Here is a 23785-nt window from a genome sequence, read left to right on the forward strand (position 1 = left end):
GCAGCGGTCGGTCAGCGAGATGCGCAGGTCGGTCGCCACCCGGCCGAACCCGTCGATCAACCGGGGGTCGTCGGGGCGGGCCGGGTCTCGGGTGATGGACCCCCGCAACGCCGGGAGGCCGAGCTCGGTAGCCGTCACGGCACGAGCGTAGCCGTCCAGCACGCGTGCTGGTCACTGCTCGACCTCGGTTGACGTCGCCCTCCGCAGATGCGGAGAGAAATCCGCGGGGCGATCGCAGAAGCGAATCGCCGGAGCGAGCTCGTCCTGATCGAGTGGAGAGGACCGCCCCGCGGCGACGTCGGTCAGTTGTGCCGGCCGAGCTCCTGCCGGGCGACGGTCCGCAGGTGCACCTCGTCGGGTCCGTCGGCCAGGCGCAGCGCGCGGGCCCAGGTGTAGAAGTAGGCGAGCGGGAAGTCGTCGCTCATACCGCCACCACCGTGGATCTGGATGGCCCGGTCGATGACGTCGCAGGCGATCCGCGGGCAGATCACCTTGATCGCGGCGATCTCGGTCGCGGCGCCCTTGGCGCCGGCCCGGTCGATCAGCCACGCGGTCTTGAGCACCAGCAGCCGGGCCTGCTCGACCTCGATCCGCGACTGCGCGATCTGCTCGCGCACCACGCCCTGATCGGCCAGCGGCCGGCCGAAGGCGATGCGGGACTGCGCGCGCCGCACCATCAGGTCGATGGCCCGCTCGGCCATGCCGATCAGCCGCATGCAGTGGTGGATGCGGCCAGGGCCGAGCCGGGCCTGGGCGATGGCGAACCCGCCGCCCTCCTCGCCGAGCAGGTTGCTCACCGGCACCCGGACGTCGTGGAACTCGAGCTCGGAGTGGCCGTGCTGGTCCTGGTAGCCGAACGTCGGCAGGTGCCGCTTGATCTCCAGGCCGGGGGTGTCGCGGGGGACCAGCACCATCGACTGCTGGCGGTGCGACGCCGCCTCCGGGTCGGTCTTGCCCATCACGATGAAGATCTTGCAGCGCTCGTCGGCGGTGCCGGAGATCCACCACTTCTTGCCGGAGATGACGTATTCGTCACCCTCGCGGCGGATGGTGGTCTGCACGTTCGTCGCATCCGAGGAGGCGACGTCGGGCTCGGTCATCGCGAACGCGGACCGGATCTCGCCCTCGAGCAGCGGGTTCAGCCACTGCTCCTTCTGCTCCGGGGTGGCGAACAGGTGCAGCGTCTCCATGTTCCCCGTGTCGGGGGCCTGACAGTTGATCGCCTCGGGGGCGATCACCGGCGACCACCCGGAGACCTCCGCGATCGGCGCGTACTCCAGGTTGGACAGACCTGAGACGCTCGGCAGGAACAGGTTCCACAGCCCGCGCGAGCGGGCCTCGGCCTTCAGTTCCTCGATGACAGGGGGCAGGTCCCACTCCTGGGGTGTACCGCGCCGCTCCGCGCGCCACGCGTCGTAGGCCGGCTCCGCCGGCAACACCTTCTCGTCGAGAAAGGCACGCATCCGCTTCGTGTAGTCGGCAGCCACGGTGCTGGGTTCGAAGTCCACGCCCCGCAGCAAACCACACGCGGGAACCGCGGCTGGTGAAAGTTGCAAGCACGGACATATGCTCGCTTCCGTGCCGCAGTTCAGGATTTCTGAGGCCGCTCGGTTGCTCGGCGTCAGCGATGACACCGTCCGCCGCTGGGTCGAGGCGGGGACGCTCCCGGTCCAGCCGGACGCGTCCAACCGCAAGGTCATCGACGGTGCCGCGCTCGCCGCCTTCGCCCGCGAGCACGCCCACGCCCCGCCCGACCCGTCGGACGTGGGGCGCTCCGCGCGCAACCGGTTCGTCGGGCTCGTCACCGCGGTGGTGGCCGACCGGGTGATGGCGCAGGTGGAGATGCAGTGCGGGCCGCACCGGGTGGTGTCGCTGATGAGCAGCGAGGCCGTCCGCGAGCTCGGTCTGGAACCGGGGGCGCTCGCCGTCGCGGTCATCAAGTCGACCAACGTCGTGATCGAGACCCCCGGAGGCCACTCGTGAAGGTCCGTGTTCTCACCGTTGTGACGGCCGTGCTCTGCCTGGCACTCGCCGGCTGCGGAGGTGGGTCGGACGGCGCCGGGGCATCCGGGAACCGGACCCTGAACGTCTTCGCGGCCGCCTCGTTGACCGACGTGTTCACCACGTTCGAGAAGCAGTTCGAGACCGAGAACCCCGGGGTCGACGTCAAGCTCAACTTCGGCAGCTCGTCGGACCTCGCCCAGCAGATCGTCAACGGAGCCCCGGCCGACGTGTTCGCCGCGGCCAGCGACGCCACCATGAAGTCGGTCACCGACGCGGGCCTGGCCGCCGGGACGCCGACGGTGTTCGCCACGAATGTGCTGCAGATCGCGACCGCGCCGGGGAACCCGAAGGGCATCGCGTCCTTCGCCGATCTCGCCCGGCCGGACCTCAAGGTCGTGGTGTGCGCACCGCAGGTGCCGTGCGGCGCGGCCTCCGACAAGGTCGAGAAGGCCACCGGCGTGACGCTGACGCCGGTCAGCGAGGAGCCGGATGTCAAGTCCACGTTGGGCAAGGTGAGCACGGGCAACGCCGACGCCGGACTCGTCTACCCCACGGACGTGCTCGCAGCCGGGAACAGGGTGCAGGGCGTGAGCTTCCCGGAGGCCGACCGGGCGCCGACGAACTACCCGATCGCCGTGGTGAAGGGCGCGCCGCAGGCCGAGCCGGCGCAGCGGTTCCAGGACCTGGTGACGGGCGAGTTCGGCCGGAAGACGCTCCAGGCAGCGGGATTCGGCACGCCGTGATCCGGCCGCGACGCCGAACGGTGTGCCGGGCATGACGACGACGCTCGACCAGGAGTCACGCAGCCGCAGGCGGTCCGCGCCCGACCGCCGCCACGACACGGGTGTCGGACTGCCCTGGCTGCTCTGGATACCGGCGGCGCTGGCGTTCGCCCTGATCGTCTTCCCGGTACTCGGGTTGCTGATCAAGGCCGACTGGGCGCGGATGCCCGAGCTGTTGCTCAGCGATGCCGCCCTGGATGCGCTGCGGCTCTCGCTGCTCACCGCCGCGATCTCGACCGCGTTGTGCATCGTGCTCGGCGGGCCACTGGCGGTGGTGCTGGCCCGCGGCCGGCTGCGGGGCTTGCGAATGCTGCGCTCGGTGGTGCTGCTGCCGCTGGTGCTGCCTCCGGTGGTGGGCGGGCTCGCGCTGCTGTTCCTGCTCGGGCGGACGGGGCTGGTCGGGCGTGGGTTGGACCTCGCGTTCGGCATCACGGTGCCGTTCACGACCGCGGCCGTGGTGCTCGCGCAGACGTTCGTGGCGATGCCGTTCCTGGTGGTCAGCCTGGAGGGCGCGCTGCGCACCGCGGGCCGGCGTTACGAGGCCGTCGCCGCGACCCTGGGGGCCTCGCCCGCGCTGGCATTCCGGCGGATCACGGTGCCGCTGGTGCTGCCGGGGCTGGCGTCGGGGGCGGTGCTCGCCTTCGCGCGCTGCCTGGGGGAGTTCGGGGCGACGATCGCGTTCGCCGGCAGCCTGCAGGGGACGACGCGGACGCTGCCGCTGCTGGTCTATCTGGAGCGGGAGACCGATGTGGATGCCGCGGTGGCGCTGTCGCTGCTGCTCGTCGTGGTGGCGGTCGTGGTGATCGCGGTCGGGCGGCCGCGGACGGTCGAGGGGCTGCGATGAGCCCCGGCGGGCCGGGGACCCCCGGCACCGGTTCCGGCCTCGACGCCGCGATCAGCCTGCAACGGCCCGGGTTCGGCCTGGACGTCGAACTGGCCGCGGCACCCGGCGAGGTGCTCGCGGTGCTCGGCCCGAACGGCGCCGGCAAGTCCACCCTGCTCGGGGTTCTGGCCGGGCTGCTGCGCCCGGACGCCGGGCACGTCCGGGTGGGCGACACCGTGATCACCGACACCGCGGCCGGCGTGCACGTCCCGGCGCACCGCCGCGGGGTCGGGTTACTGGCCCAGCAGGCGCTGCTGTTCCCGCACCTCACCGCGGTGGGCAACGTCGCGTTCGGGCCCCGCGCGGCGGGCGTGCCCCGGCGCGAGGCCGAGCGGCGGGCCCGCGAACTGCTCGCCGAGGTCGACGTCGCCGCGCTGGCCGACCGGCGCCCGGCGCAGATGTCGGGCGGCCAGCAGCAACGCGTCGCGCTCGCTCGCGCGCTGGCCCCCGGGCCGGGCCTGCTGCTGCTCGACGAGCCGCTCGCGGCGCTCGACGTGGACGCGACCCCGGCCATGCGCTCGCTGCTGCGCCGGATGATCCGCGATGCCAAACAGACCGCGGTGCTGGTCACCCACTCCGCGCTGGACGCCCTGGTGCTGGCCGACCGGGTGGTCGTGCTGACCGGAGGGCGGGTCGTCGAGCACGGACCGACCAGGGAGGTGCTGACCCGCCCGCGCAGCCCGTTCACCGCGCGGATCGCGGGGCTGGACCTCGTGCCCGGAACCGCCTGCGCGGAGGGACTGCGCACCGACGACGGGACGGTGGTGTCGGGCCGCAGCGACAGCGCGACGGCACCCGGGGACCGGGCGGTGGCGGTGTTCCCGCCCTCGGCGGTGGCGGTCTACGCCGAGCCGCCGCACGGCAGCCCGCGCAACCTGCTGCCGGTCCGGCTGGCGGCCATCGAGCCGCGGGGCGACGTGGTGCGGTTGCGGGCGGGCGCGGTCGACGGCGGTCCGGACTGGGTCGAGGGTCTGGCCGCCGACGTCACGCCCGCGGCGGTCGCCGATCTGGGCGCGGAGCCGGGGTCGGCGCTGTGGTTCGTGGTGAAGGCGACCGAGGTCGGCATCCACGCGGCCGGCAGCTGATCGGGCGTCACCCGCAGGGGTCCTCTCCACGGCCGGGCCGGCCTCGGCCGACGTCACCGGGACGATCACCGCGCTGCCCCGGGGCCGGGCCGGGACCGGCCCCGGCGTCGTACGTGGCGGCCGCGGCGACTCCGGATCGCGGAGCGCCGGCCGGACCACTCGGACGGCGGCAGAGACCAATACCCAGTGCTGTCACATCTTGCACATCGGCATCACCTACCTCGATCGTGTCTCTGGTTCCGGGCGCGAACCGCCCGTAGCGTCGCTTTCCGTGACGCGACTGCTCCTGCGGGTCGTCCCCGCGGTGATCGCCCTCCAGCTGGCCGCTGCGTTGCTCGGGCCGGCCACCGGCTTCGCGCAGGGCACGCTTTCCCCGATCCCGAACCCGGTCGCCACCGGGCCCGCGGACTACGTCGTACACGCCCGCAGCGAGGCCGAGGCGACGCAGGCGGCCGACGCGGTCGGGGTCGAGCCCACGATGGTCTTCCGCCGGGCCGTCGCCGGGTTCGCCGCCCGCCTGACCCGCGCGCAGGTCGACGGGCTGCGCAACCGGCCCGGCGTCCTCGGCGTCGAGGAGGATCGGCGAATCAGCCCGCTCGAACCGCGGCCGGTCCGGCTGGCGGCCACCGAGGCGACCCAGGCCGACCCGACCAACTGGGGCCTGGACCGCATCGACCAGCGCAACCTGCCGCTCGACGGCCGCTACACCGCCGAGGCCACCGGTGCGGGGGTGACCGTCTACGTGCTCGACACCGGCGTCGACGTCACGCACCCGGACTTCGGCGGCCGGGCGCAGTTCGGCACCAATACCATCGACGACACCCCGGGGGACTGCGACGGGCACGGCACCGTCGTCGCCGGGATCGCGGCGTCGCAGACCTACGGTGTCGCGAAGCAGGCCCGGGTGCGGTCGGTGAAAGTCCTCGACTGCAACGGATCGGGGACCCTGTCCTCGCTGCTCGCGGGCGTCGACTGGGTGGCGCACAACAGCGACGGCCCGTCGGTGGCCGTGATGTCGTGGAGCTACGGCGATTCGGACGTGCTGGTCTCGGCCGTCTCCCAGCTCGTCGCCTCCGGGGTGTTCGTGGCCGTCTCGGCCGGCAACACCGGCGCGAACGACTGCTCCGTGGCGCCCCGGGCGGCCGACGGCGTGCTCGCGGTGGCCAACACGACGATCGAGGACCGGCGGGCGTCGAGCTCGAGCACCGGGTCGTGCGTCGGCCTCTACGCCCCCGGCACCGGCATCATCTCGACGACCCCGGGCGGCCGGACCGCGTCCTACACCGGCACCTCGATGGCCGCGCCGTTCGCGGCCGGGGTCGCGGCGCTGTACAAGCAGCGTTTCGGCGAGGCGCCGAGTGCCACCGTCCGGCAGTGGATCCTGGACCAGTCGACGACCGGCGCCGTCTCCGGCGGCAACACCGGTGGGACTCCGAACCGGCTGCTGTACACCGGCGGGTTGTAGGGCCGGCCGGGGCCGGCGCCACGGGCCGGGCTACTGCTCCGGGTGCAGGACGTCGAAGCCGGTGTAGGGCACCAGGGCCTCGGGGATGCGCACCGAGCCGTCGGCCTGCTGACCCTGCTCCAGGATCGCCACCAGGGTCCGGCCGACCGGCAGCCCGGAACCGTTGAGGGTGGCGGCGAATCCGCGGCTGCCGTCCTTGGCCCGGGTCCGGATCCCGGCCCGGCGGGCCTGGAACGTGCCGAAGTCCGAGACCGAGGAGATCTCCCGGTAGCGGCCCTGGCTGGGCAGCCACACCTCGATGTCGTAGGTGAACTCGGCGGAGAACCCGATGTCGCCGGCGGCCAGCTTCACCACCCGGTAGGCCAGCCCGAGCTCCTGCAGCACGGCCTCGGCGTGGCCGAGCAGGATCTCGAGCTCCTCCCGGGAGCGCTCCGCGTCGACGATGCGCACCAGCTCCACCTTGGAGAACTCGTGCAGGCGGATCAGCCCGCGGGTGTCGCGGCCGTAGGAGCCCGCCTCCGAGCGGAAGCACGGCGTCTGCGCGGTGTAGGCGAGCGGCAGCTCGGTGAGGGGGAGGGTCTCGCGGGCGTGCAGGTTGGTCAGCGGCACCTCGGCGGTCGGGATGAGGAACAGCTCCCGGTCGGCCACCTCGGTCCGGAACAGGTCCTGTTCGAACTTGGGCAGCTGGCCCGTGCCGGTCATCGTGGCGCGGGTGACCAGGGTGGGCACCGAGAACTCGGTGTAGCCGTGCCGGCGGGTGTGCAGGTCCAGGAAGAACCGGCCGATGGCCCGCTCGAGCGCCGCGCCCTGACCGCGCAGCACGGCGAACCGCGGACCCGAGAGCTTGGTGGCGCGCGGCAGGTCGAGGATGCCCAGCTTCTCGCCGAGGTCGACGTGGTCGAGCGGGGCGAAGTCGAGCTGCGCCGGCTCGCCCCAGGTCCGGACCAGCTCGGCGTCGTCGTCGGACGAGCCGTCGGGCAGCTCGTCGGCCGGCAGGTTCGGGACCCCGAGCAGGAAGTCCTGCAGCTCGGCCTCGAGGGTCTTGTGCTCCTCCTCGGCGGCCGCGACCGTCGACTTCAGCTCGCGGGCCCGCTCCACCAGGGCGGGGCGCTCCTCGGGCGAGGCGTTCTTCACCGCGGACGCGATCCGCTTGGACTCCGCCCGTGCCTCGTCGCCCCGCTGGATGGCGGCGTTGCGGCCGCCGAGCAGCTTCTCCAGCTGCGCGAGGTCGAGGTGGTAGCCACGCCGGGCGAGCCGGCGCACGGCGTCGGTGGCGGGATCGAGCAGGACGCGGGGGTCGTGCATCCATCGAGGGTATCGCCCGTCGAGGAGCGGGTTTCCGGCCGAGTCCCCACATGGAGGTGGCGTGCCACCGGCGCCCTGGCGCAGGATATGGCTCGGATCACAGGATCATCATCGGTCCGTAGACCGCCCTGGAGTCCCCCGGCCGGTCCGTGCGGACCGACCGACCGCACGAGGAGTACAACGCCGTGACTTCCGCTGGCGTCGCCCCTGCCGTTCCGTCCTACGCCTCCGGCATCTCGGATGTGCCGCTGCTGGGCGACACGATCGGCGACAACTTCGACCGCACCGCCACCGCCCTGCCGGACGCGGAGGCTCTGGTCGAGGTCGCCACGGGGCGGCGGTGGAGCTACGCGCAGCTGCGCGAGGAGATCGACACGGTCGCGACGGGCCTGCTCGCCGCCGGCCTGGGCAAGGGCGACCGGCTGGGCATCTGGGCGCCGAACATGGCCGAGTGGACGCTGGTCCAGTACGCCACGGCCAAGATCGGCGTCATCCTGGTCAACATCAACCCGTCGTACCGGACCCACGAGCTCGAGTTCGTGCTCAACCAGGCCGGGATCTCGGTGCTGGTCGCCGCGAAGAACTTCAAGACCTCCGACTACGCGGCGATGATCGAAGAGGTCCGGCCGCGCTGCGAGGCGCTGCGCCAGGTCGTGCTGATCGGCACCTCCGACTGGGACGAGCTCGTCGAGGCCGGCCGCGCGGGCGACCGGACCGCCCTGGCCGAGGCCCAGGCCGCGCTCAGCCCCGACGACCCGATCAACATCCAGTACACCTCCGGCACCACGGGCTTCCCCAAGGGCGCCACGCTGAGCCACCACAACATCCTCAACAACGGCTACTTCGTGGGCCGGATCTGCGGCTACACCCCCGACGACCGGGTCGCGATCCCGGTGCCCTTCTACCACTGCTTCGGCATGGTGATGGGCAACCTGGCCTGCACCTCGAGCGGCGCGACCATGGTCATCCCGGCCCAGGGCTTCGACCCCAAGGCCACCCTCGCCGCCGTCGCGCAGGAGCGCTGCACCTCGCTCTACGGGGTGCCGACGATGTTCATCGCCGAGCTCAACGACCCCGACTTCGAGTCCTACGACCTGTCCAGCCTGCGCACCGGGATCATGGCCGGCTCGCCGTGCCCGGTGGAGGTGATGAAGCAGGTCGTGGACCGGATGGGCATGACCGAGGTGACGATCTGCTACGGCATGACCGAGACCTCGCCGGTGTCCACCCAGACCCGCGCCGACGACTCGCTGGAGCTGCGGGTGTCCACCGTCGGCCGGGTGCACCCGCACGTCGAGATCAAGATCGTCGACCCGGAGACGGGGTTGACGCTGCCCCGCGGCGAGCCCGGCGAGCTGTGCACCCGCGGCTACTCGGTGATGCTCGGGTACTGGAACGAGCCGGACAAGACCGCCGAGGCCATCGACGCTGCGCGCTGGATGCACACCGGCGACATCGGGATCATGGACTCCGACGGCTACGTCAACATCACCGGCCGGATCAAGGACATGGTCATCCGCGGTGGGGAGAACATCTACCCGCGCGAGATCGAGGAGTTCCTCTACACCCACCCCGACGTGCTGGACGCACAGGTGGTCGGGGTACCCGACGTCCGCTACGGCGAGGAGCTGTGCGCCTGGGTGACCCTGCGCGAGGGCGCCGAGGAGCTCACCGCGGAGGCCGTGCGCGAGTTCGCCACCGGCAGGCTCGCGCACTACAAGATCCCGCGCTACGTCGTGGTCGTCGAGGAGTTCCCGATGACCGTCACCGGCAAGGTCCGCAAGGTCGAGATGCGCGAGCGCTCGATCGAGATGCTGGACCTGGCCGCGGCGGCCGCCGTGCGCAACGCCTGACCCCGGCGGTCCGCAAGCCGCCGCTCGGCCGCTTGCGGACCGCCGTATTGGCCGCTGCGCTGACGGGCGTCTCGGCGCTAGGCTTGCGCACGCGCGTCCCGGTGTCGCTCGGCGAGCCGACCACGAATGTGCGGCGGACCAGGCATCAGGGGCGCGTTTGTCGTGCGAGTGCCGGGTATCCGGCGGGCGTCGTGCGACGCGGGGACCAATCGAGGAACGGGTGAGCTAGGTGCCGACCGGCAGGGTCAAGTGGTACGACGCCGACAAGGGCTTCGGGTTCCTCGCCCAGGACGGTGGCGAGGACGTCTACGTTCGCAAGGCCGCGCTGCCAGCAGGGGTGCAGGGGCTGAAGGCCGGTCAACGGGTCGAGTTCGGGATGGCCGAGGGCCGGCGTGGCCCGCAGGCGCTGTCCGTGCGGCTGGTCGACACGCCGCCTTCCGTGGTCGAGGCGACCCGCCGTCCCGGCGAGGAGTTGCACGGCCTGATCGAGGACATGATCCGGCTTCTGGAGTCCAAGGTGCAGCCCGACCTGCGCCGGGGCCGCTACCCCGATCGCAAGACGTGCAAGCTGGCCGCGGAGGTCGTGCGCGCCGTCGCCCGCGACCTGGACGGCTGATCGGTAGCGCCACGGAGCCACGCCGGGGCCGGCCCACGACCGTGGGCCGGCCCCGGCGTGCACTCAGCGCCCGGCCGCGTGGCGGGCCGGCGCGGGACGCCGGACGCCCTGGCTGTGGATGAGCACGACACGTAGCCCGGCGCGGATCAGGTAGGCGGCGAGGACCGCCATTCCGGTCGCCTTCGCGCCGTCCTCCACGATGTGGGAGTTCCAGCCGAACGGTGTGCCGACCTGGTCGACCAGGATCATCACGGCGAACAGCGCTCCGGCGAGCACGAGCAGCACCAGGTCGCTGTCCAGCAGGCGCTCCCGCCAGCGCCATGCCCAGCCGCTGAACAGCAGCGCGTAGGCCGGGTAGACGTAGATCTCGCTCACCCCGAGCGCCGGATAGACGGACTCGTGGGACTGCAGGAAGTCGTCCAGGATCAACAACCCGGTAAGCAGGCCGCCGACCAGCAGGAATCCGGCCGCCGACCGGTCGCCGGCCTTCCCGGCGACGACGCCGGCGATCACCGCCGCCGTCGCCACGACGATCCCCAGCGCGACCACGACCTGGCGGACGAGGGGCGGGGTGGCCCGGGCCCGGCCGGACCCGGTCGTGCGGTGCAGGCTCATGTCGGCTCCCGTCCCGGCGCTCCCGTGCGCAGACGACCGCGAAAAGTGACGGCAGGTTACCGGAGAGTGACCAGTGTGACCAGGGAGCAGACGCCGGGCGAAACGCGGAGTGCCCAGGGCGGTCAGGCGTCCGCCACCAGCACCCAGCTGCCGCGGATGGGGAACTCGACCTCGCCGGTCCGGTCGTTCGTGATCGGCGCCGGGCCGAACTGCTGGACCTGCGCGGTGATCAGCTGGTCGGCCGGGCCGGGGAGCTGCAGGGCGTAGTCCTGCTGCTGGTTCGGGGCGAACACCGGGCTGCGCCCGTCGACCTGCTGCCCGTCCGTGCCGCGATAGCTGAAGACGACGTGCCAGGGCGCCTCGGAGACCTCGTCCGGCACCGTCACCTGCACCGGGGCGCCGGCCGGTACGGGCAGCCGCACCTCGGCGGCGGCGTCGTCCTTGCAGCCGGTCAGCTGCAGGTCGCAGTACTGCGTCGGCCCGGTGCTCCGCTCCTGCTCGCCCACCGCGAACGTCACCTGCGGCGGAGCGTCCGATCCGCAACCGGCCAGCAGCAGGGCGGGGACGATCAGCAGGGCCGGGAGCGCGCGGCGGAACACGGCGTCCACACTACGGACCGGCGGGCCGGGCTCAGCGGGCGGCGGGCTGCGGGTCGGGCCGCGCTGCCCGCACGCCCATCCCCGGCACCAGGCTGCGGCCCCGGCTGATCATCGCCGTCTGCGTCCCCGCGAGCGCCACCACCGCGGAGACGACGGTGAAGCCGATCCAGAAGGTGGAGTGCGGTAGCAGGACGCCGAGCGCGCCGCCGAACACCCAGGCCAGCTGCAGCACCGTCTCCGACCGCCCGAACGCCGACGCGCGGGACTCCTCGGGCAGGTCGCGCTGGATCACGGCGTCGAGGCAGACCTTGGCCAGGGCGCTGCACGTCGCGGCCACGAGCCCGACGATCGCCGCCGTGACGATCCCGGGCAGCACCGCGGCCACCACCGCCGACGCGCACGCGGCCGAGATGCAGGCCAGCACCACCGCGTCCGCGTGGCCGAACCGCTGCCGGGAACCCACCGCGTTGCCGGTGAACGCGCCCAGCCCCGCGGCCGCGCCGACGACACCGATCAGCAGCAGCTGGCGAGCCGGGTCCTCCTCGGTCTGGGCCTTGACCACGAACGCGACGAACAGCGTCAGGAAGCCGGTGAGCACCCGGATCGAACCGTTGCCCCACAGCGCGACCAGCACGTGCCGACCCGTCGGCCGGCGCCGGTCCCGCTTGCCGGAGCGCAGCGCGGCCGGCACCTCCCCGGCGGTCACCTCGACCCAGCGCGGGATCCGCAGGCACAGCAGGGTCCCGACCACGGCCAGGCCGGCGGTGTAGAACAGGGCGCCCTCGGAGCCGACCACGGCGGCCACCCCGCCGCCGATCCCGCCGAACACCGCCCCGGATGCCAGCCCGAACGCGGTCAGCCGCGAGTTCGTGGTGACCAGGGTGATCCTCTCGGGCAGCACTCTCGGGGTGACCGCCGCCTTGAGCACCACGTAGGACTTGCTGAGCACCATCGTGCCCAGCGCCGCCGGGTAGAGCAGCCAGTTGTCGTAGTTGAGCGCCATCACCACGGCGAGTACGGCGCGACCGCCGAAGGAGACCGCCAGTGCCGCCCGCCGGCCCCGCTGCAGGCGGTCCAGCAGCGGCCCGATCACCGGCGCGACCAGCGCGAACGGTGCGACGGTGATCGCGAGGTAGAGGGCCACATTGGTCTTGCTCTCCGCCGTCGCGGCGGCGAAGAACAGCGTGTTGGCCAGCGCCACGGCCACCGCGGCGTCGACCGCGTAGGTCATCATCGTGGCGTAGGTGAGGGCGGTCAGACCCGATCGGTCGGCGCCGTCGGCCGTCGCCGCGCGCCGGAACGCCCGGATCCCGTTCTCGGTGATCTGCCGGCTGCGCAGCGCCGCGACCCGGGTCACGGTGAGCTTGCGCGGCATCCGCGGGCCGGGGCGGCGGGGAGGCTCGGGCTCCGCCGCGGGTGGCTCGTCGTCGGCATCGGACCAGCCTGCCCCCGGGCGCGGATCGGGCGGCCGAACCTGCGGGCCCGACGGCGGAGGCCGCCACTGCGGCGCGGGCGGCGGATTGCGGCGGTACTCCGCCGGGTCGTAGTCCGGGTCGTCGTGCCACGGGTAGCGGCGCCGGGCCGTCGGCTCGGACGCGGGGCGCGGGGGCGGCCCGGACGGCGAGGCCGTGTCGGCCACCGGCGGCTCGGCCGCGGGTGCGGCGGGGTCCGGCGCGGGAGACGCCGGCATGGACGCCGAGGCGAGCCCGCCGTCGACGGTCACCCAGGTCCGCCGCCCACCTGCACGGCGCCCCCGACGGGGCTGGGAGGAACCGAACCGGGCCACCCCCACATTCTGACCTACACCCGCGCGGGACGACCTGCGCGAGGCGAGCGGCGCGTCACGGGACGAACCGGACGCGGAACATGGCGGGCCACAGCTTGCCGGTCAGCAGGAACTCGCCGTCGCCGACCGCCGCGATGCCGTTGAGCACGTCGGTGCCGGCCCGGCGGCCGGCGTCGAGCAGGCCTGTGGCGTCCACCACCGCCGTCACCCGCCCGCTGCCCGGGTCGATCCGCACGATCCGCTCGGTGCGCCACACGTTGGCCCAGACCTGGCCGTCGACGCACTCCAGCTCGTTCAGCTCCGGGACCGACCGGCCGTCGAGTGTCACGCGCACCGATCCGGCCTCCGCGAACGTCGACGGGTCGTGGAAGCGCAGCCGGTCGGTGCCGTCGCTGCGGACCAGGCGGCCCGCGGCGGCGTCGTGGCACAACCCCCAGCCCTCGCCCTCCAGCGGGACCTGGCGCAGCAGCCGCAGCGTCGGCCGGTCCCACTCCAGGGCCACGCCGTCGCGCCAGGTGAGCTGCCAGATCCGGTCACCGACGACGGTGATGCCCTCGCCGAACAGCTCACCCGGCAGCGGGACCGCCCGGGCCGGCTGCCCGGTGGCCGGGTCGAGTTCCCGCAACTGGGAGCGGCCCTCGAGGCCGGTGCCCTCGTAGAGCACCCCGCCGGCGAGCTCGAGGCCCTGGGTGAACGCGGTCCGATCGTGCGGCTGCTCCGCGATGACCTGTGGTCGCAGCACGGGGACCGCCGGCCCGTGATCGGCCGGCGGCGTCGCGGCGCCGCAGCCCGCCATCACGAGGGCGAGGGCGCCCAGCAGTGCACGCCGGACCGTCACGATGGAGCAGGGTGGCACAATTTGCAGGATGAGCGCCGTTCCGACCCTCGACCCGCCGCGACTGCTCGCGGACGCGGTCGCGCTGGCCCGGTCCGCCGCGATCGACGAGGCGGGTACCGAGATCCGGCCCGACGCCGCCGTCGAATCCGTCGGCGAGCACCTCGAGAGCCGGCTGGAGAGCGACAACACGCTCACCCATTTCTTCGAGGCCCGGTACGCGGGTTACCGCGGCTGGCGGTGGGCCGTCACGCTGGCCTGCGCCGGCACCGGCGAGCCGGTGACGGTCAACGAGGTCGTCCTCCTGCCCGGTCCGGACGCCCTCGTCGCGCCGACCTGGGTCCCGTGGCAGGAGCGGGTCCGGCCCGGGGACCTCGGTGTCGGTGACCTGCTGCCCACCGCCCCCGACGACGACCGGCTGGTCCCGGCCTACCTGGCCTCCGACGACCCGGCCGTCGAGGAGGTCGCCGTCGAGGTCGGCCTCGGCCGGACCCGGGTGCTGAGCCGCGACGGCCGCCTGGAGGCCGCGCAGCGCTGGCAGGACGGCCCGCACGGACCGGCCGCGCCGATGGCGAAGGCGGCGCCCGCGACGTGTGGGACCTGCGCGTTCTTCGTCCCGCTGGCCGGCTCCTTGCGGGCCGGCTTCGGGGTCTGCGCCAACGAGTACAGCCCGGCGGACGGCAAGGTGGTGTCCGTCGAGTTCGGTTGCGGGGCGCACTCCGACGTCGTGGTCGAGGGCGGCTCGCCGGTGCACGTCGCCGCGCTGGTCTACGACGACGGCGTCGACCTGGAGCCGGCCGGGTCCTGACGGCTCGAGCGCGACGCGTCGCCGGCCCGATGGCCGCCCCCGAGATCTCCGATCCCTACCGCACCGCGGCGCTGCGCGCCGCGGTCCTGGACTCCTGGTCCGGTTCACCGACCCGGTTCCGGGAGGACGCGAACGCCGAGGAGGACCTGCTGCTCGGCGGCTACGCCGAGGCGTGGTTCGTCGAGCTGGCCCAGAACGCCGCGGATGCGGCGCGTGCCGCGGGGGTCCCGGGCCGGCTGCGGGTGACCTCGGCCGACGGTGAGCTGCGGGTCGCCAACACCGGTGCGCCGCTGGACGCCGCGGGGGTCGCCGCGCTCGCCTCGCTGCGCGCCTCGGCCAAGCGCGACGACGGGTCGGTCGGCCGGTTCGGTGTCGGGTTCGCCGCGGTGCTGCCGCTGTCCACCGAGCCCCGGGTGATCAGTGGTGCCGGCCTCGGCGTGCGGTTCTCCGCATCCGGCACCGCCGCCGCGGTGGCCCCGCTGCCCGGGCCGGCGGCCGAGCTCGCCCGGCGCGGTGGGCAGCTGCCGATCCTGCGGCTGGCCTGGCCGGTGGCGCCCGACGAGCCCGCGCCGCCCGCGGGTTTCGACACCGAGGTCCGGCTGCCGCTGCGGGACGGGACGGACGGGGCCACGCTGCTGGCCGCCGCCCTGGCCGCGGCGCCGGACCTGCTGCTGGCGCTGCCCGATCTCGTGGAGATCGCGGTCGGGGAGACGGTGCTGCGCCGGGTCTGCGAGGACCGGGGAACGCTGCGCATCGAGGGCGGCGAGGAGCCCCGGCACTGGTTGATCGCCCGTCGCGCCGGGCGGCTCGACGCCACCCACGCCGGTGCGCAGGCCGCCGAGCAGCGCGGCCGCCGTGACTGGACGGTCTGCTGGGCGGTGCCGGTGGACGCCACGGGCCGGACCCGGCCGCTCGATCCCGACGCCGGCGACGTGCTGCACGCGCCGACGGCGAGCGCCGAACGGATGTCGCTGCCGGCCCGGCTCATCGCCACCGTCCCGCTCGAGCCCGACCGGCGCCGCACCCGCGGCGGACCGGTCACCGACCGGATCCTCGCCGAGGCCGGCCCCGCCTACCTGGAGCTGGTCCGGGCGGTGCCGCCGGGCGATCGGCTCGCACTCGTCCCGGTACCGGGGTTCCCGCGTTCGGAGATCGACGGCCGGATCCGCGAGGTGCTGCTCGACGCGCTGCGCGGTGCCGCGTGGCTGCCCGCCGCCGAGGACCCCGCCGGGTCGGTGCTCGTCCCGCGGCGCGCCGAATGGCTGGACCTGCCGGGCGCCGAGGGGCTGGCCGAGCTGCTCGCCGCCGCGGACGGGGCGTTCGCCGGGCTGATCGCCCCGGCCGCGGTCGCGGGCGCGCCCGCCGGGGTGCTCGCCGAGCTCGGTGTGCACCGCCTCGGCGCCGACGAGCTGGTCGGCCGGTTGCTCGGCGTCCGCCGGCCGGGGGCCTGGTGGCGGACGGTGTACGCGGCGCTGACACCGGCTGCGGAGACCGTCCCCGGCCTGATCGAGGAGCTGCGGGGGCTGCCGGTGCCGCTCGCGGACGGCCGTACGGTGGCCGGACCCTCCTCGGTGTTGCTGCCGGGCGGGGACGGCTCGGCAGGGCCTGTCGCGCGGCTCGCCGAGTTGGGGCTGCCCGGGCTGCACATCGCCGACCCCGAGGCCGTCCATCCGCTGCTGTCCCGGCTCGGGGCGGCGCCGGCCGACCCGGTGGGGGTCCTCGACCACCCGGCGCTGCGCGACGCAGTCGAACGCTCGGTGGACGACGCCGAGGCCGGTCTGGACACCGGCCCGCTGGCCGACGCCGTGCTCGGCCTGATCGGTGAGGTCGGCCCCGTGGTCACCGCCCGGCATCGGTGGCTCGGCGCGCTGGCGCTGCCCGACGACGAGGGCGAGCCGGGCCGGGCCGACGAGCTGATGCTGCCCGACGCCGCGCTGCGTCCGCTGCTGGCCGAGGACGTCCCGGTGGGGGTGCTCGACACGTCCTGGGCACAGCGGATCCCGCGGTCGGTGCTGGCGGCCGTCGGCGTGCTGGACGGTTTCGCGGTGCTCGTCGACGAGGAACCGACGGGCCCCGGCCACGACCTGCACGACGAGGACCGCTGGTGGGAAGGGCTGGGCGAGCCCCCGGCCCGGCTGACGGCGGTCCGGGATCTCGATCTGGTGGCCGACGACGCCTGGCCGGCCGCGCTGCGGCTGCTGGCCGGCGAGCCGGACACCCGGGCCGCGGTGCTGCACGGCGGCTATGCGGCGTGGTGGCTGTCGGTGCACGCCCGGCTCGACGGCCGCCGGCTCGGCTACTGGCGGCTGCCGTCGGCGTCCGGGCTCGCGGAGCTCTACGACCCGGTCCCGGGGCCCGTCGTGGACGAGGTGTTCCTCGCCGCGGTCGGGGTGCGGACCGGCCTCGCGGTGGCCGACACCCGCGACGCCGCCGACCTGCTGGCCCGGCTGTCCGATCCGGACCGCCGCCCCGGCGTCGCGCTGGTCGCCGACGCCCACGCCGAGCTCGCCGCGGCGGTCGTCGCCGGCCGGGTCGACCCTGCGGAGCTGGACCCGCCGCAGCGGGTGCGTGCGCTCGACGGCACGGTCGTCGACGTCGACGACGCGGTGGTGCTGGACCTGCCGTGGCTCGCCGCGGTGCTGCCCGCCACCGAGCTCGTGGGCGGTGGCGACCCCGGCGACCTCCCGGCGCTGGCCGACCTGCTCGACCTGCCGCTCGCGTCCGATGTCGTCTCGGCCTCGGTGCCCGATCCGGGCCGGCCGGTCCGCTGGGCCGATCTCGGGGAGGTCGTGGTGGCATGTCACACACTCGGGGTTCCGGTGCCGCCGGGCGAGTTGCTGCTGCACGACGAGCTGGTGATCGACGTGCGGCGCCCCGTCGCCGGTCGCCGAACGGTCCCGGCCTGGCCCGATGCGGACGGGCGGTGGCACGCCGCGGATCCGCTGCGCGCGCTCATGGGGTTACTGGCGGCGGATGCATCGGACGAACCGGTTGCTGGGTGAAGAACCCGGTCGCGTGCTAGGAAAGATTTCGTGATTGGCGATCGCGTCGGCGATGCGGTGGATGCGGTGCTGCCGAACAGGGTGAGTGTCCTGTCGGTCCACACCTCCCCGCTGGAACAGCCCGGAACCGGCGACGCGGGCGGGATGAACGTCTACATCGTCCAGACCGCGATCCGGATGGCGCAGCGCGGCGTCGAGGTGGAGATCTTCACCCGGGCGACGTCCTCGGAGCTCCCGCCCGTCGCCGAACTGGCACCCGGGGTGCTGGTCCGGCACGTGGCGGCGGGGCCGTTCGAGGGTCTCGGAAAGGACGACCTGCCCAGCCAGCTCTGCGCCTTCACGGCCGGTGTACTGCGCGCCGAGGCTCGCCACGATCCCGGTTGGTACGACGTCGTGCACTCGCACTACTGGCTCTCCGGGCAGGTCGGCTGGCTGGCGCGCGACCGCTGGGGCGTCCCGCTGGTGCACAGCGCGCACACGCTCGCCCGCGTGAAGAACGCGGCGCTGGCCGAGGGCGACCGCCCGGAGCCGATGGTCCGGGTGATCGGCGAGGACCAGGTGGTCGCCGAGGCCGACCGGCTGATCGGCAACACCGACATCGAGACCCGCCAGCTCATCGAGCTCTACGGCGCCGATCCGTCGCGGACGGTGACCATCCCGCCCGGGGTCGACCTGGAGCGGTTCCGGCCGGGCGACCGGGTCGCCGCGCGGGTGGCCCTCGGCATCGCCCCCGATGCCGTCGTGCTGGCCTTCGTCGGCCGGATCCAGCCGCTCAAGGCCCCGGACGTGCTCCTGCGCGCCGCGGCGGAGCTGCTGCGCCGCGACCCCGGGCTGCGCTCCCGGCTGGTCGTGCTCATCGCGGGCGGGCCCTCGGGCAGCGGACTGGCGGAGCCGACCGCGCTGCAGAGCCTCGGGGCGTCGCTCGGGCTCGGCGACGTGCTGCGGTTCCTGCCCCCGCAGTCCGGGGACGGCCTGGTGCAGGTGTACCGGGCCGCCGACGTCGCCGCGGTCCCGAGCCACAACGAGTCGTTCGGCCTGGTGGCTCTGGAGGCCCAGGCCTGTGGGACGCCCGTCGTGGCGGCCGGGGTGGGCGGCCTGCCGGTGGCGGTGGCCGACGAGCGCTCCGGGCTGCTCGTCCCGGGCCACGGCGCCGGGGAGTGGGCCGACGCGCTCGGCCGGGTCGCCCTCGTCCCGGGGCGGCGCGACGAGCTGGGGGCCGGCGCGGTCGAGCACGCCCGGCAGTTCTCCTGGGACCGCACCACCGATGCGTTGCTCGACACATACGCCGACGCGGGCGCGGAGTTTGCGGCGCTGCAGCACCGGCTACGCACGGGTCAGCCCGCGGAGCTGCCGGACGGCGCGCTCGCGGGCCTGATCGACCGTTGACGAGGGGAGTGCCCCAGATGGATACCGACGGCCTCGACGGGCAGGTCGAGGCCGCGCTGCGCGAACTCGAGGTCGACCACCACCGCCGTGAGCCGGGCCAGTTCCTGGTCACGCTGCCCGGCACGAACCGCCTGCAGACGCAGTGCTGGCTGCTGCTGCGCGAGCACACGCTGTTCGTCCAGGCGTTCGTCTGCCGTCAGCCCGACGAGAACCACGAGGGCGTCTACCGGTTCATGCTGCAGCGCAACGCGCGGCTCTACGGGGTCCACTACGCCCTGGACCGCATCGGTGACATCCACCTCATCGGTCGCATCGGCCTGCACGCCGTGACCGCCGACGAGCTCGACCGGGTGCTCGGCCAGGTGCTCGAGGCCGCCGACGGGGACTTCAACACCTTGCTCGAGCTCGGCTTCGCCACCTCGATCCGCCGCGAACACGCCTGGCGCTCCGAGCGCGGCGAGTCGCTGGCCAACCTGCGGGCGTTCGAGCACCTGTTCGCCTGACCCCACCCCGACCCGCTGATCAAGGGCGGAAGGGGGTCCTTCGCGGCCGAACCACCCCCTTCCGGCCTTGATCGCCGACGTGGGCGGCGGGGGTTGTTGCCGGTTCGTGACCGGGGGTGGCCAACCGGGTGGCCCCCGGCGTCCGTCCTGTTGCCGTGGACCGGGAGCGGGAGGCCGTCGTGCGCCGACGCAGGAGCTGGGTGCTGGGAGCGATCGCAGGGATCGTGCTGCTGGGCGGGGCCGTACTGGCGGTGGCGGGAGTGGATGCCACGCGGAGCGGTTTCGCGCCCGGCACCCCGGCGTCCCGGGACGCCGGCGCCGCGGGGGAGTCCGCTTCGGACGCGCCGTCCCGCGCGACGGCGGTCGCTCCTGCTCCGGGCGCGCCGCAGGCGGGTTCGCCCCTGGTGCCGCTGGACGGTGTCGACCGCGCGATCGTGCGTACCGCGCGGCTGAGCGTCGAGGTGCCCGACGCCGTCGGCGCGGCGCGCGACGTGCGACTCGCGGCCGCCGCGGCGGGTGGGTTCGTCGCCGAGGAACAGGCGGGCGACCGGACGGGCCGGTTGGTGCTGCGGGTGCCGCAGGCCGGGCTGGACGCGCTCGTCGAACGGGTCGCCGCGCTCGGCCGGGTGCTGGAGCGCAGCAGTGAGGCCCAGGACGTCACCGAGCATCTCGTCGACCTGGACGGCCGGGTGGCCAGCCAGCAGGCGAGCGTGGTCCGGGTCCGCGCACTGCTGGAACGAGCCGAGACCGTCGGCGAGGTGGTGGCCGTCGAGTCGGAGCTCGCGCAGCGGGAGGCCGAACTGGAGTCCCTGCAGCGCCGGCTCGCGGCTGTGCGCGACCAGGTCGCGCTGTCCACGCTCAGCATCGACCTGCGGACGGCGCCGGGGCCGGGTGCCGATCGGCCGGCAGGCGGGTTCGGCGCCGGCCTGGGGGCCGGCTGGGACGGGCTGCGCGCGATCGCCACGGCTGCCGCGGCGGTCGTCGGGTTCGTGCTGCCGTTCCTGCCTGTGCTGGTCGTCCTCGCCGCACTCGGGTGGGTGGGGGTCCGGATCGTCCGGTCACGGCGCCGGGTCGGCCCGGCCGGCGGGCCCCCCGCACCGGACGCAGGATCCGGTCGTTAGACCAGAGCGTGTGCTCCTGCACGGTGAGCTTCGGCCTCTAACGAGTCGTCGATCTGTCCGATTTAGCATGAGCGCCACACCCACGGTGTCGATCATGACGATCTACCCGTCCCCCGGTAGTGATTTCGCAAGGGAGCGCCCCGATGCCCATCCGCAGCCCGTACCCGGATGTCGAGATTCCCGAGGTCTCGCTGTTCGAGTTCCTGTTCGCCGACGGATTCGGCGACCGGGCCGGAGCCCCAGCCCTGATCGATGGCGGCTCGGGGGCCACCATCAGCTTCGGCGAGCTCAACGCCATGGTCGAGAAGATCGCCGCGGCGCTCGCCGAGCGTGGCGTGGTCAAGGGTGACGTCGTCGGCCTCTTCGCGCCGAACACCCCGTACTGGGTGGCCTCGTTCCACGGTGTGCTGCGGGCCAACGCGATCGTCACGAGCGCGAACTCGCTCTACACCCCGGGTGAGCTTGCTCACCAGCTCGGCGACTCCGGCGCCAAGCTGCTGATCACGATCTCGCCGTTCCTGGACCGCGCGACCGCCGCGGCCAAGGAGGCCGGGCTCGCCGACGACGCGATCATCGTGCTCGACGGGGCCGAGGGCTACACCTCGCTGCGCGACCTGCTCGGGACCGCCGCCGAGGCGCCCGCGATCGAGGTCACCGGCGACGACACCGCCGTGCTGCCGTACTCGTCGGGCACCACCGGGCGGGCCAAGGGCGTCATCCTGACCCACCGCAACCTCATCGCGAACCTGCTGCAGATCGAGCCGCTCGGCAACGTCTCGAGCGACACCAAGATCCTCGCGGTGCTGCCGTTCTTCCACATCTACGGCATGACCGTGATGATGAACCAGGGCCTGCACAGGCGGTCCACGGTCGTCACGATGCCGAAGTTCGACCTGGCCGAATTCCTCCGGATCGTCTCGGAGTACAAGGTCCAGCGGGTCTACATCGCGCCGCCGGTCGCGGTCGCGCTGGCCAAGCACCCGATCGTCGACCAGTACGACCTGTCGTGCGTCGACGTCATCTTCTCCGGCGCCGCTCCGCTCGACGCCGAGCTCGGCCACGCCGTCGCCAAGCGACTGAACTGCACGGTGCTGCAGGGCTACGGGATGACCGAGATGTCCCCGGTCAGCCACGTCATCCCGGACGACCGCCCCGACATCGACCTCAACAGCTGCGGTTTCGCGGTGCCCAACACCGAGTGCAAGCTCGTCGACCCCGACACCGGCGAGGAGGTCGGCCCCGGCGGTCGTGGCGAGCTGTGGGTCAAGGGCCCGAACGTGATGGTCGGCTACCTCAACAACGAGGAGGCCACCGCCGCCACCCTCGACGCCGACGGCTACCTGCACACCGGTGACGTCGCCACGGTCACCGAGGACGGCATCTTCACGATCGTCGACCGGGTCAAGGAGCTGATCAAGTACAAGGGCTACCAGGTGCCGCCGGCCGAGCTGGAGGCCCTGCTGCTCACCCACGACAAGATCGCCGACGCGGCGGTCATCGGGGTGCGCGACGCCGAGGGCGAGGAGGTCCCGAAGGCCTTCGTCGTGAAACAGCAGAACGGTGCCGACCTGACCGAGGACGAGGTGATGGACTTCGTCGCCGAGCGCATCGCGCCGCACAAGAAGGTCCGCGTCGTGGAGTTCATCGGCGAGGTGCCGAAGTCGGCGGCGGGCAAGATCCTGCGCAAGGACCTGCGCGCCCGCGAGGCCAGCGCGAGCTGACCCGGCCGAGCACCCGGAACGGCGCTCCGACCAGCACGGACGGTCTCGGCCGCCGGACCGGGTGTCTGTGACGATCGGCGGCCCTGAGCGGTCTTCCGCGAAACAGGTGCGAAACGACGACGGGCCCCGGCGTCCACGATGGACAGTCCATCGAGGATCAGCCGGGGCTCGTCCGCGTTCATCGGGCCACCCACCGAGAACGTCGTCGAGCCGCCCTCGCTTGCGCGTACCGCAGGCCACCCGACCCGCTCTCCCAGAAGCGGCCGTGTGACCGGCTACAGCATCCTCCAACCGGCATAGGCTGTCCCATTGTCGGGCCACCCGAGGTCAGGCCTCGTCGAAGGTGAACGGGCTGTTCGGTTCCGCTACTGCCCGGTTCGGGTAACCGCCGGAGAGCGACGAACAGCTTGCTTGGAGGTGTCGCATGACACCGCAGGAGCACACGGGCGGATTCGTCGTCATCGACGATCCGCCCGAGAACGGCATCTACCGACTCCGGCTGACCGGCGGCCTCGACGCCACCGCCGCTCCCAGCCTTCACGCCCTGGCCCGAGAGCAACTGGCCGCGTCGCCGCGGCTGCTCGCGCTGGACCTCACCCACCTCGCCCGCTTGACGTCCGCCGGCGCTCTGGCCCTCGCCGATGTCGCCGAGTGGGCAGGACAGGCCGACATCGCCCTCTGCCTGATCGCCCCGCCCGCTCACCCCGTGTACGACGCTCTCATCGCCGTGGACCTCGGGGAGTTGTTCGAAGTCCACCCCGACCTGACATCAGCGCTCGCCGACATGCGCTGAGGCAGCTACACCGTCGACCACCGCAGGAGCAGTGATGACCTCGCGAACATCCGTCCCCCGTCGGGGGTGTGTGTCGTGAACGGGGACCAGTTCGACTTCCCCGGCCTCATTCGGCTCGGCCAGCACGACGGCGAGGTCGACACCTACGTCCGTTACTGGCTCGGCCCGGTGCTCGATGCCGACGCCGAGGACGGGAGCCAGTTGGTTGCCACGCTGCGCGCCTACCTGGACTGCTGGGGCGACTACCTGAAGGCAGCGCGTGTGCTCGAGATCCACACCAGCACCACCCGCTATCGGGTCCACCGCATCCGCCAGGTCCTCGCCGCCGACCTCAGCGACCGCCACGCCCAGTTCAACCTTCAGGTCGCCACCCATCTCCTCGGCTACGTCGAGCGCGGTCGGCAGCTCCAGAGGTGACGCCACGACCCCGGGGGCTCCGCCCGCACCCGGCATCGCTTCGGAGATCAGGGAAGCGCGGACGTACCCGACGTGGACGGTGAGAACGACCCGCGCGGACTATGCGCGGACGCGGACGGGTGGTTCGCGGTTTCATCGCAGGTCGGAGGCCGTTTGTCGGCGCTTTGTGAATCCGGCGGGTTTCTCGGGCTGGGTCGGTCTCGGTG

The 23785-nt window shown here is 73.4% G+C and carries 21 protein-coding genes; 15 read left to right on the top strand and 6 right to left on the bottom strand.

The features are described from left to right. Positions 1-302: 302 nt before the first annotated feature. The gene (locus tag HF519_RS21500; RefSeq protein ID WP_169414794.1) at positions 303-1508 is read right to left on the bottom strand and encodes an acyl-CoA dehydrogenase family protein; all 1206 of its coding nucleotides are present in this window, start codon (positions 1506-1508) and stop codon (positions 303-305) included. Positions 1509-1578: 70 nt separating this feature from the next. Between HF519_RS21500 and HF519_RS21505 the strand changes: the two genes are divergently transcribed. The 5 genes from HF519_RS21505 (at position 1579) to HF519_RS21525 (ending at position 6219) form a co-directional block, all read left to right on the top strand. Continuing rightward, positions 1579-1983, top strand: a complete 405-nt coding sequence (locus HF519_RS21505) for a TOBE domain-containing protein (protein WP_169414795.1) — start codon at positions 1579-1581, stop codon at positions 1981-1983. Beyond that, the gene (modA, locus tag HF519_RS21510) at positions 1980-2747 is read left to right on the top strand and encodes a molybdate ABC transporter substrate-binding protein (RefSeq protein ID WP_169414796.1); all 768 of its coding nucleotides are present in this window, start codon (positions 1980-1982) and stop codon (positions 2745-2747) included. Before HF519_RS21505 ends, modA begins: the two co-directional genes overlap by 4 nt. Before the next feature lie 31 nt (positions 2748-2778). Next, complete coding sequence (locus HF519_RS21515; RefSeq protein WP_169414797.1) at positions 2779-3630, top strand: ABC transporter permease; 852 nt, start codon at positions 2779-2781, stop codon at positions 3628-3630. Continuing rightward, complete coding sequence (locus HF519_RS21520; RefSeq protein WP_169414798.1) at positions 3627-4754, top strand: sulfate/molybdate ABC transporter ATP-binding protein; 1128 nt, start codon at positions 3627-3629, stop codon at positions 4752-4754. Before HF519_RS21515 ends, HF519_RS21520 begins: the two co-directional genes overlap by 4 nt. 271 nt (positions 4755-5025) lie before the next feature. Beyond that, a complete protein-coding gene (locus HF519_RS21525; protein ID WP_312860257.1) occupies positions 5026-6219 on the top strand; it encodes a S8 family peptidase in 1194 nt (397 codons plus the stop codon). 30 nt (positions 6220-6249) lie between these two features. On the opposite strand, the gene serS is transcribed toward HF519_RS21525, so the two are convergent. Continuing rightward, positions 6250-7524 (bottom strand): serine--tRNA ligase, encoded by a 1275-nt coding sequence (gene serS / locus HF519_RS21530; protein WP_169414799.1) that lies wholly within the window; start codon positions 7522-7524, stop codon positions 6250-6252. Between the two features lie 185 nt (positions 7525-7709). Here serS and HF519_RS21535 point away from each other — a divergent pair, with 185 nt between their 5' ends. Beyond that, entirely contained in the window at positions 7710-9377 is a 1668-nt protein-coding gene (locus HF519_RS21535) for an AMP-binding protein (protein WP_169414800.1), read from the top strand. Positions 9378-9606: 229 nt separating this feature from the next. Next, positions 9607-9993 (top strand): cold-shock protein, encoded by a 387-nt coding sequence (locus tag HF519_RS21540; RefSeq protein WP_169414801.1) that lies wholly within the window; start codon positions 9607-9609, stop codon positions 9991-9993. Between the two features lie 63 nt (positions 9994-10056). On the opposite strand, the gene HF519_RS21545 is transcribed toward HF519_RS21540, so the two are convergent. From HF519_RS21545 to HF519_RS21560, 4 genes are all read right to left on the bottom strand, one after another. Further along, entirely contained in the window at positions 10057-10608 is a 552-nt protein-coding gene (locus HF519_RS21545; RefSeq protein ID WP_169414802.1) for a DUF8692 domain-containing protein, read from the bottom strand. A 122-nt stretch (positions 10609-10730) separates the two neighbouring features. Further along, on the bottom strand, positions 10731-11216 hold the full coding sequence (locus tag HF519_RS21550) for a DUF2771 family protein (protein ID WP_211170388.1): 486 nt from the start codon (positions 11214-11216) through the stop codon (positions 10731-10733). Positions 11217-11238: 22 nt separating this feature from the next. Next, positions 11239-12930, bottom strand: coding sequence for an MFS transporter (locus HF519_RS21555; RefSeq protein ID WP_312860258.1), 1692 nt, complete (start codon positions 12928-12930; stop codon positions 11239-11241). Positions 12931-13048: 118 nt separating this feature from the next. Further along, complete coding sequence (locus HF519_RS21560) at positions 13049-13789, bottom strand: glutaminyl-peptide cyclotransferase (RefSeq protein ID WP_169414813.1); 741 nt, start codon at positions 13787-13789, stop codon at positions 13049-13051. A gap of 70 nt (positions 13790-13859) precedes the next feature. Here HF519_RS21560 and HF519_RS21565 point away from each other — a divergent pair, with 70 nt between their 5' ends. From HF519_RS21565 to HF519_RS33005, 8 genes are all read left to right on the top strand, one after another. After that, positions 13860-14636, top strand: a complete 777-nt coding sequence (locus HF519_RS21565; protein ID WP_169414804.1) for a DUF3027 domain-containing protein — start codon at positions 13860-13862, stop codon at positions 14634-14636. 29 nt (positions 14637-14665) lie between these two features. Continuing rightward, a complete protein-coding gene (locus HF519_RS21570; RefSeq protein ID WP_169414805.1) occupies positions 14666-17638 on the top strand; it encodes a sacsin N-terminal ATP-binding-like domain-containing protein in 2973 nt (990 codons plus the stop codon). Between the two features lie 33 nt (positions 17639-17671). After that, on the top strand, positions 17672-19024 hold the full coding sequence (gene mshA, locus HF519_RS21575; protein ID WP_312860259.1) for a D-inositol-3-phosphate glycosyltransferase: 1353 nt from the start codon (positions 17672-17674) through the stop codon (positions 19022-19024). A gap of 17 nt (positions 19025-19041) precedes the next feature. Beyond that, on the top strand, positions 19042-19527 hold the full coding sequence (locus HF519_RS21580) for a type III secretion system chaperone family protein (RefSeq protein WP_169414806.1): 486 nt from the start codon (positions 19042-19044) through the stop codon (positions 19525-19527). A gap of 200 nt (positions 19528-19727) precedes the next feature. Further along, the gene (locus tag HF519_RS21585; RefSeq protein WP_169414807.1) at positions 19728-20648 is read left to right on the top strand and encodes a DUF4349 domain-containing protein; all 921 of its coding nucleotides are present in this window, start codon (positions 19728-19730) and stop codon (positions 20646-20648) included. Positions 20649-20791: 143 nt separating this feature from the next. Then, the gene (locus HF519_RS21590) at positions 20792-22369 is read left to right on the top strand and encodes a 4-coumarate--CoA ligase family protein (RefSeq protein ID WP_169414808.1); all 1578 of its coding nucleotides are present in this window, start codon (positions 20792-20794) and stop codon (positions 22367-22369) included. A gap of 424 nt (positions 22370-22793) precedes the next feature. Further along, on the top strand, positions 22794-23162 hold the full coding sequence (locus tag HF519_RS21595; RefSeq protein WP_169414809.1) for an STAS domain-containing protein: 369 nt from the start codon (positions 22794-22796) through the stop codon (positions 23160-23162). Positions 23163-23237: 75 nt separating this feature from the next. Beyond that, positions 23238-23579, top strand: a complete 342-nt coding sequence (locus tag HF519_RS33005; protein ID WP_169414810.1) for a PucR family transcriptional regulator — start codon at positions 23238-23240, stop codon at positions 23577-23579. The last annotated feature ends 206 nt before the right edge of the window (positions 23580-23785 follow it).

The organism is Pseudonocardia bannensis (assembly GCF_012911875.1).
GTDB classification, from domain to species: Bacteria; Actinomycetota; Actinomycetes; order Mycobacteriales; family Pseudonocardiaceae; genus Pseudonocardia; species Pseudonocardia bannensis.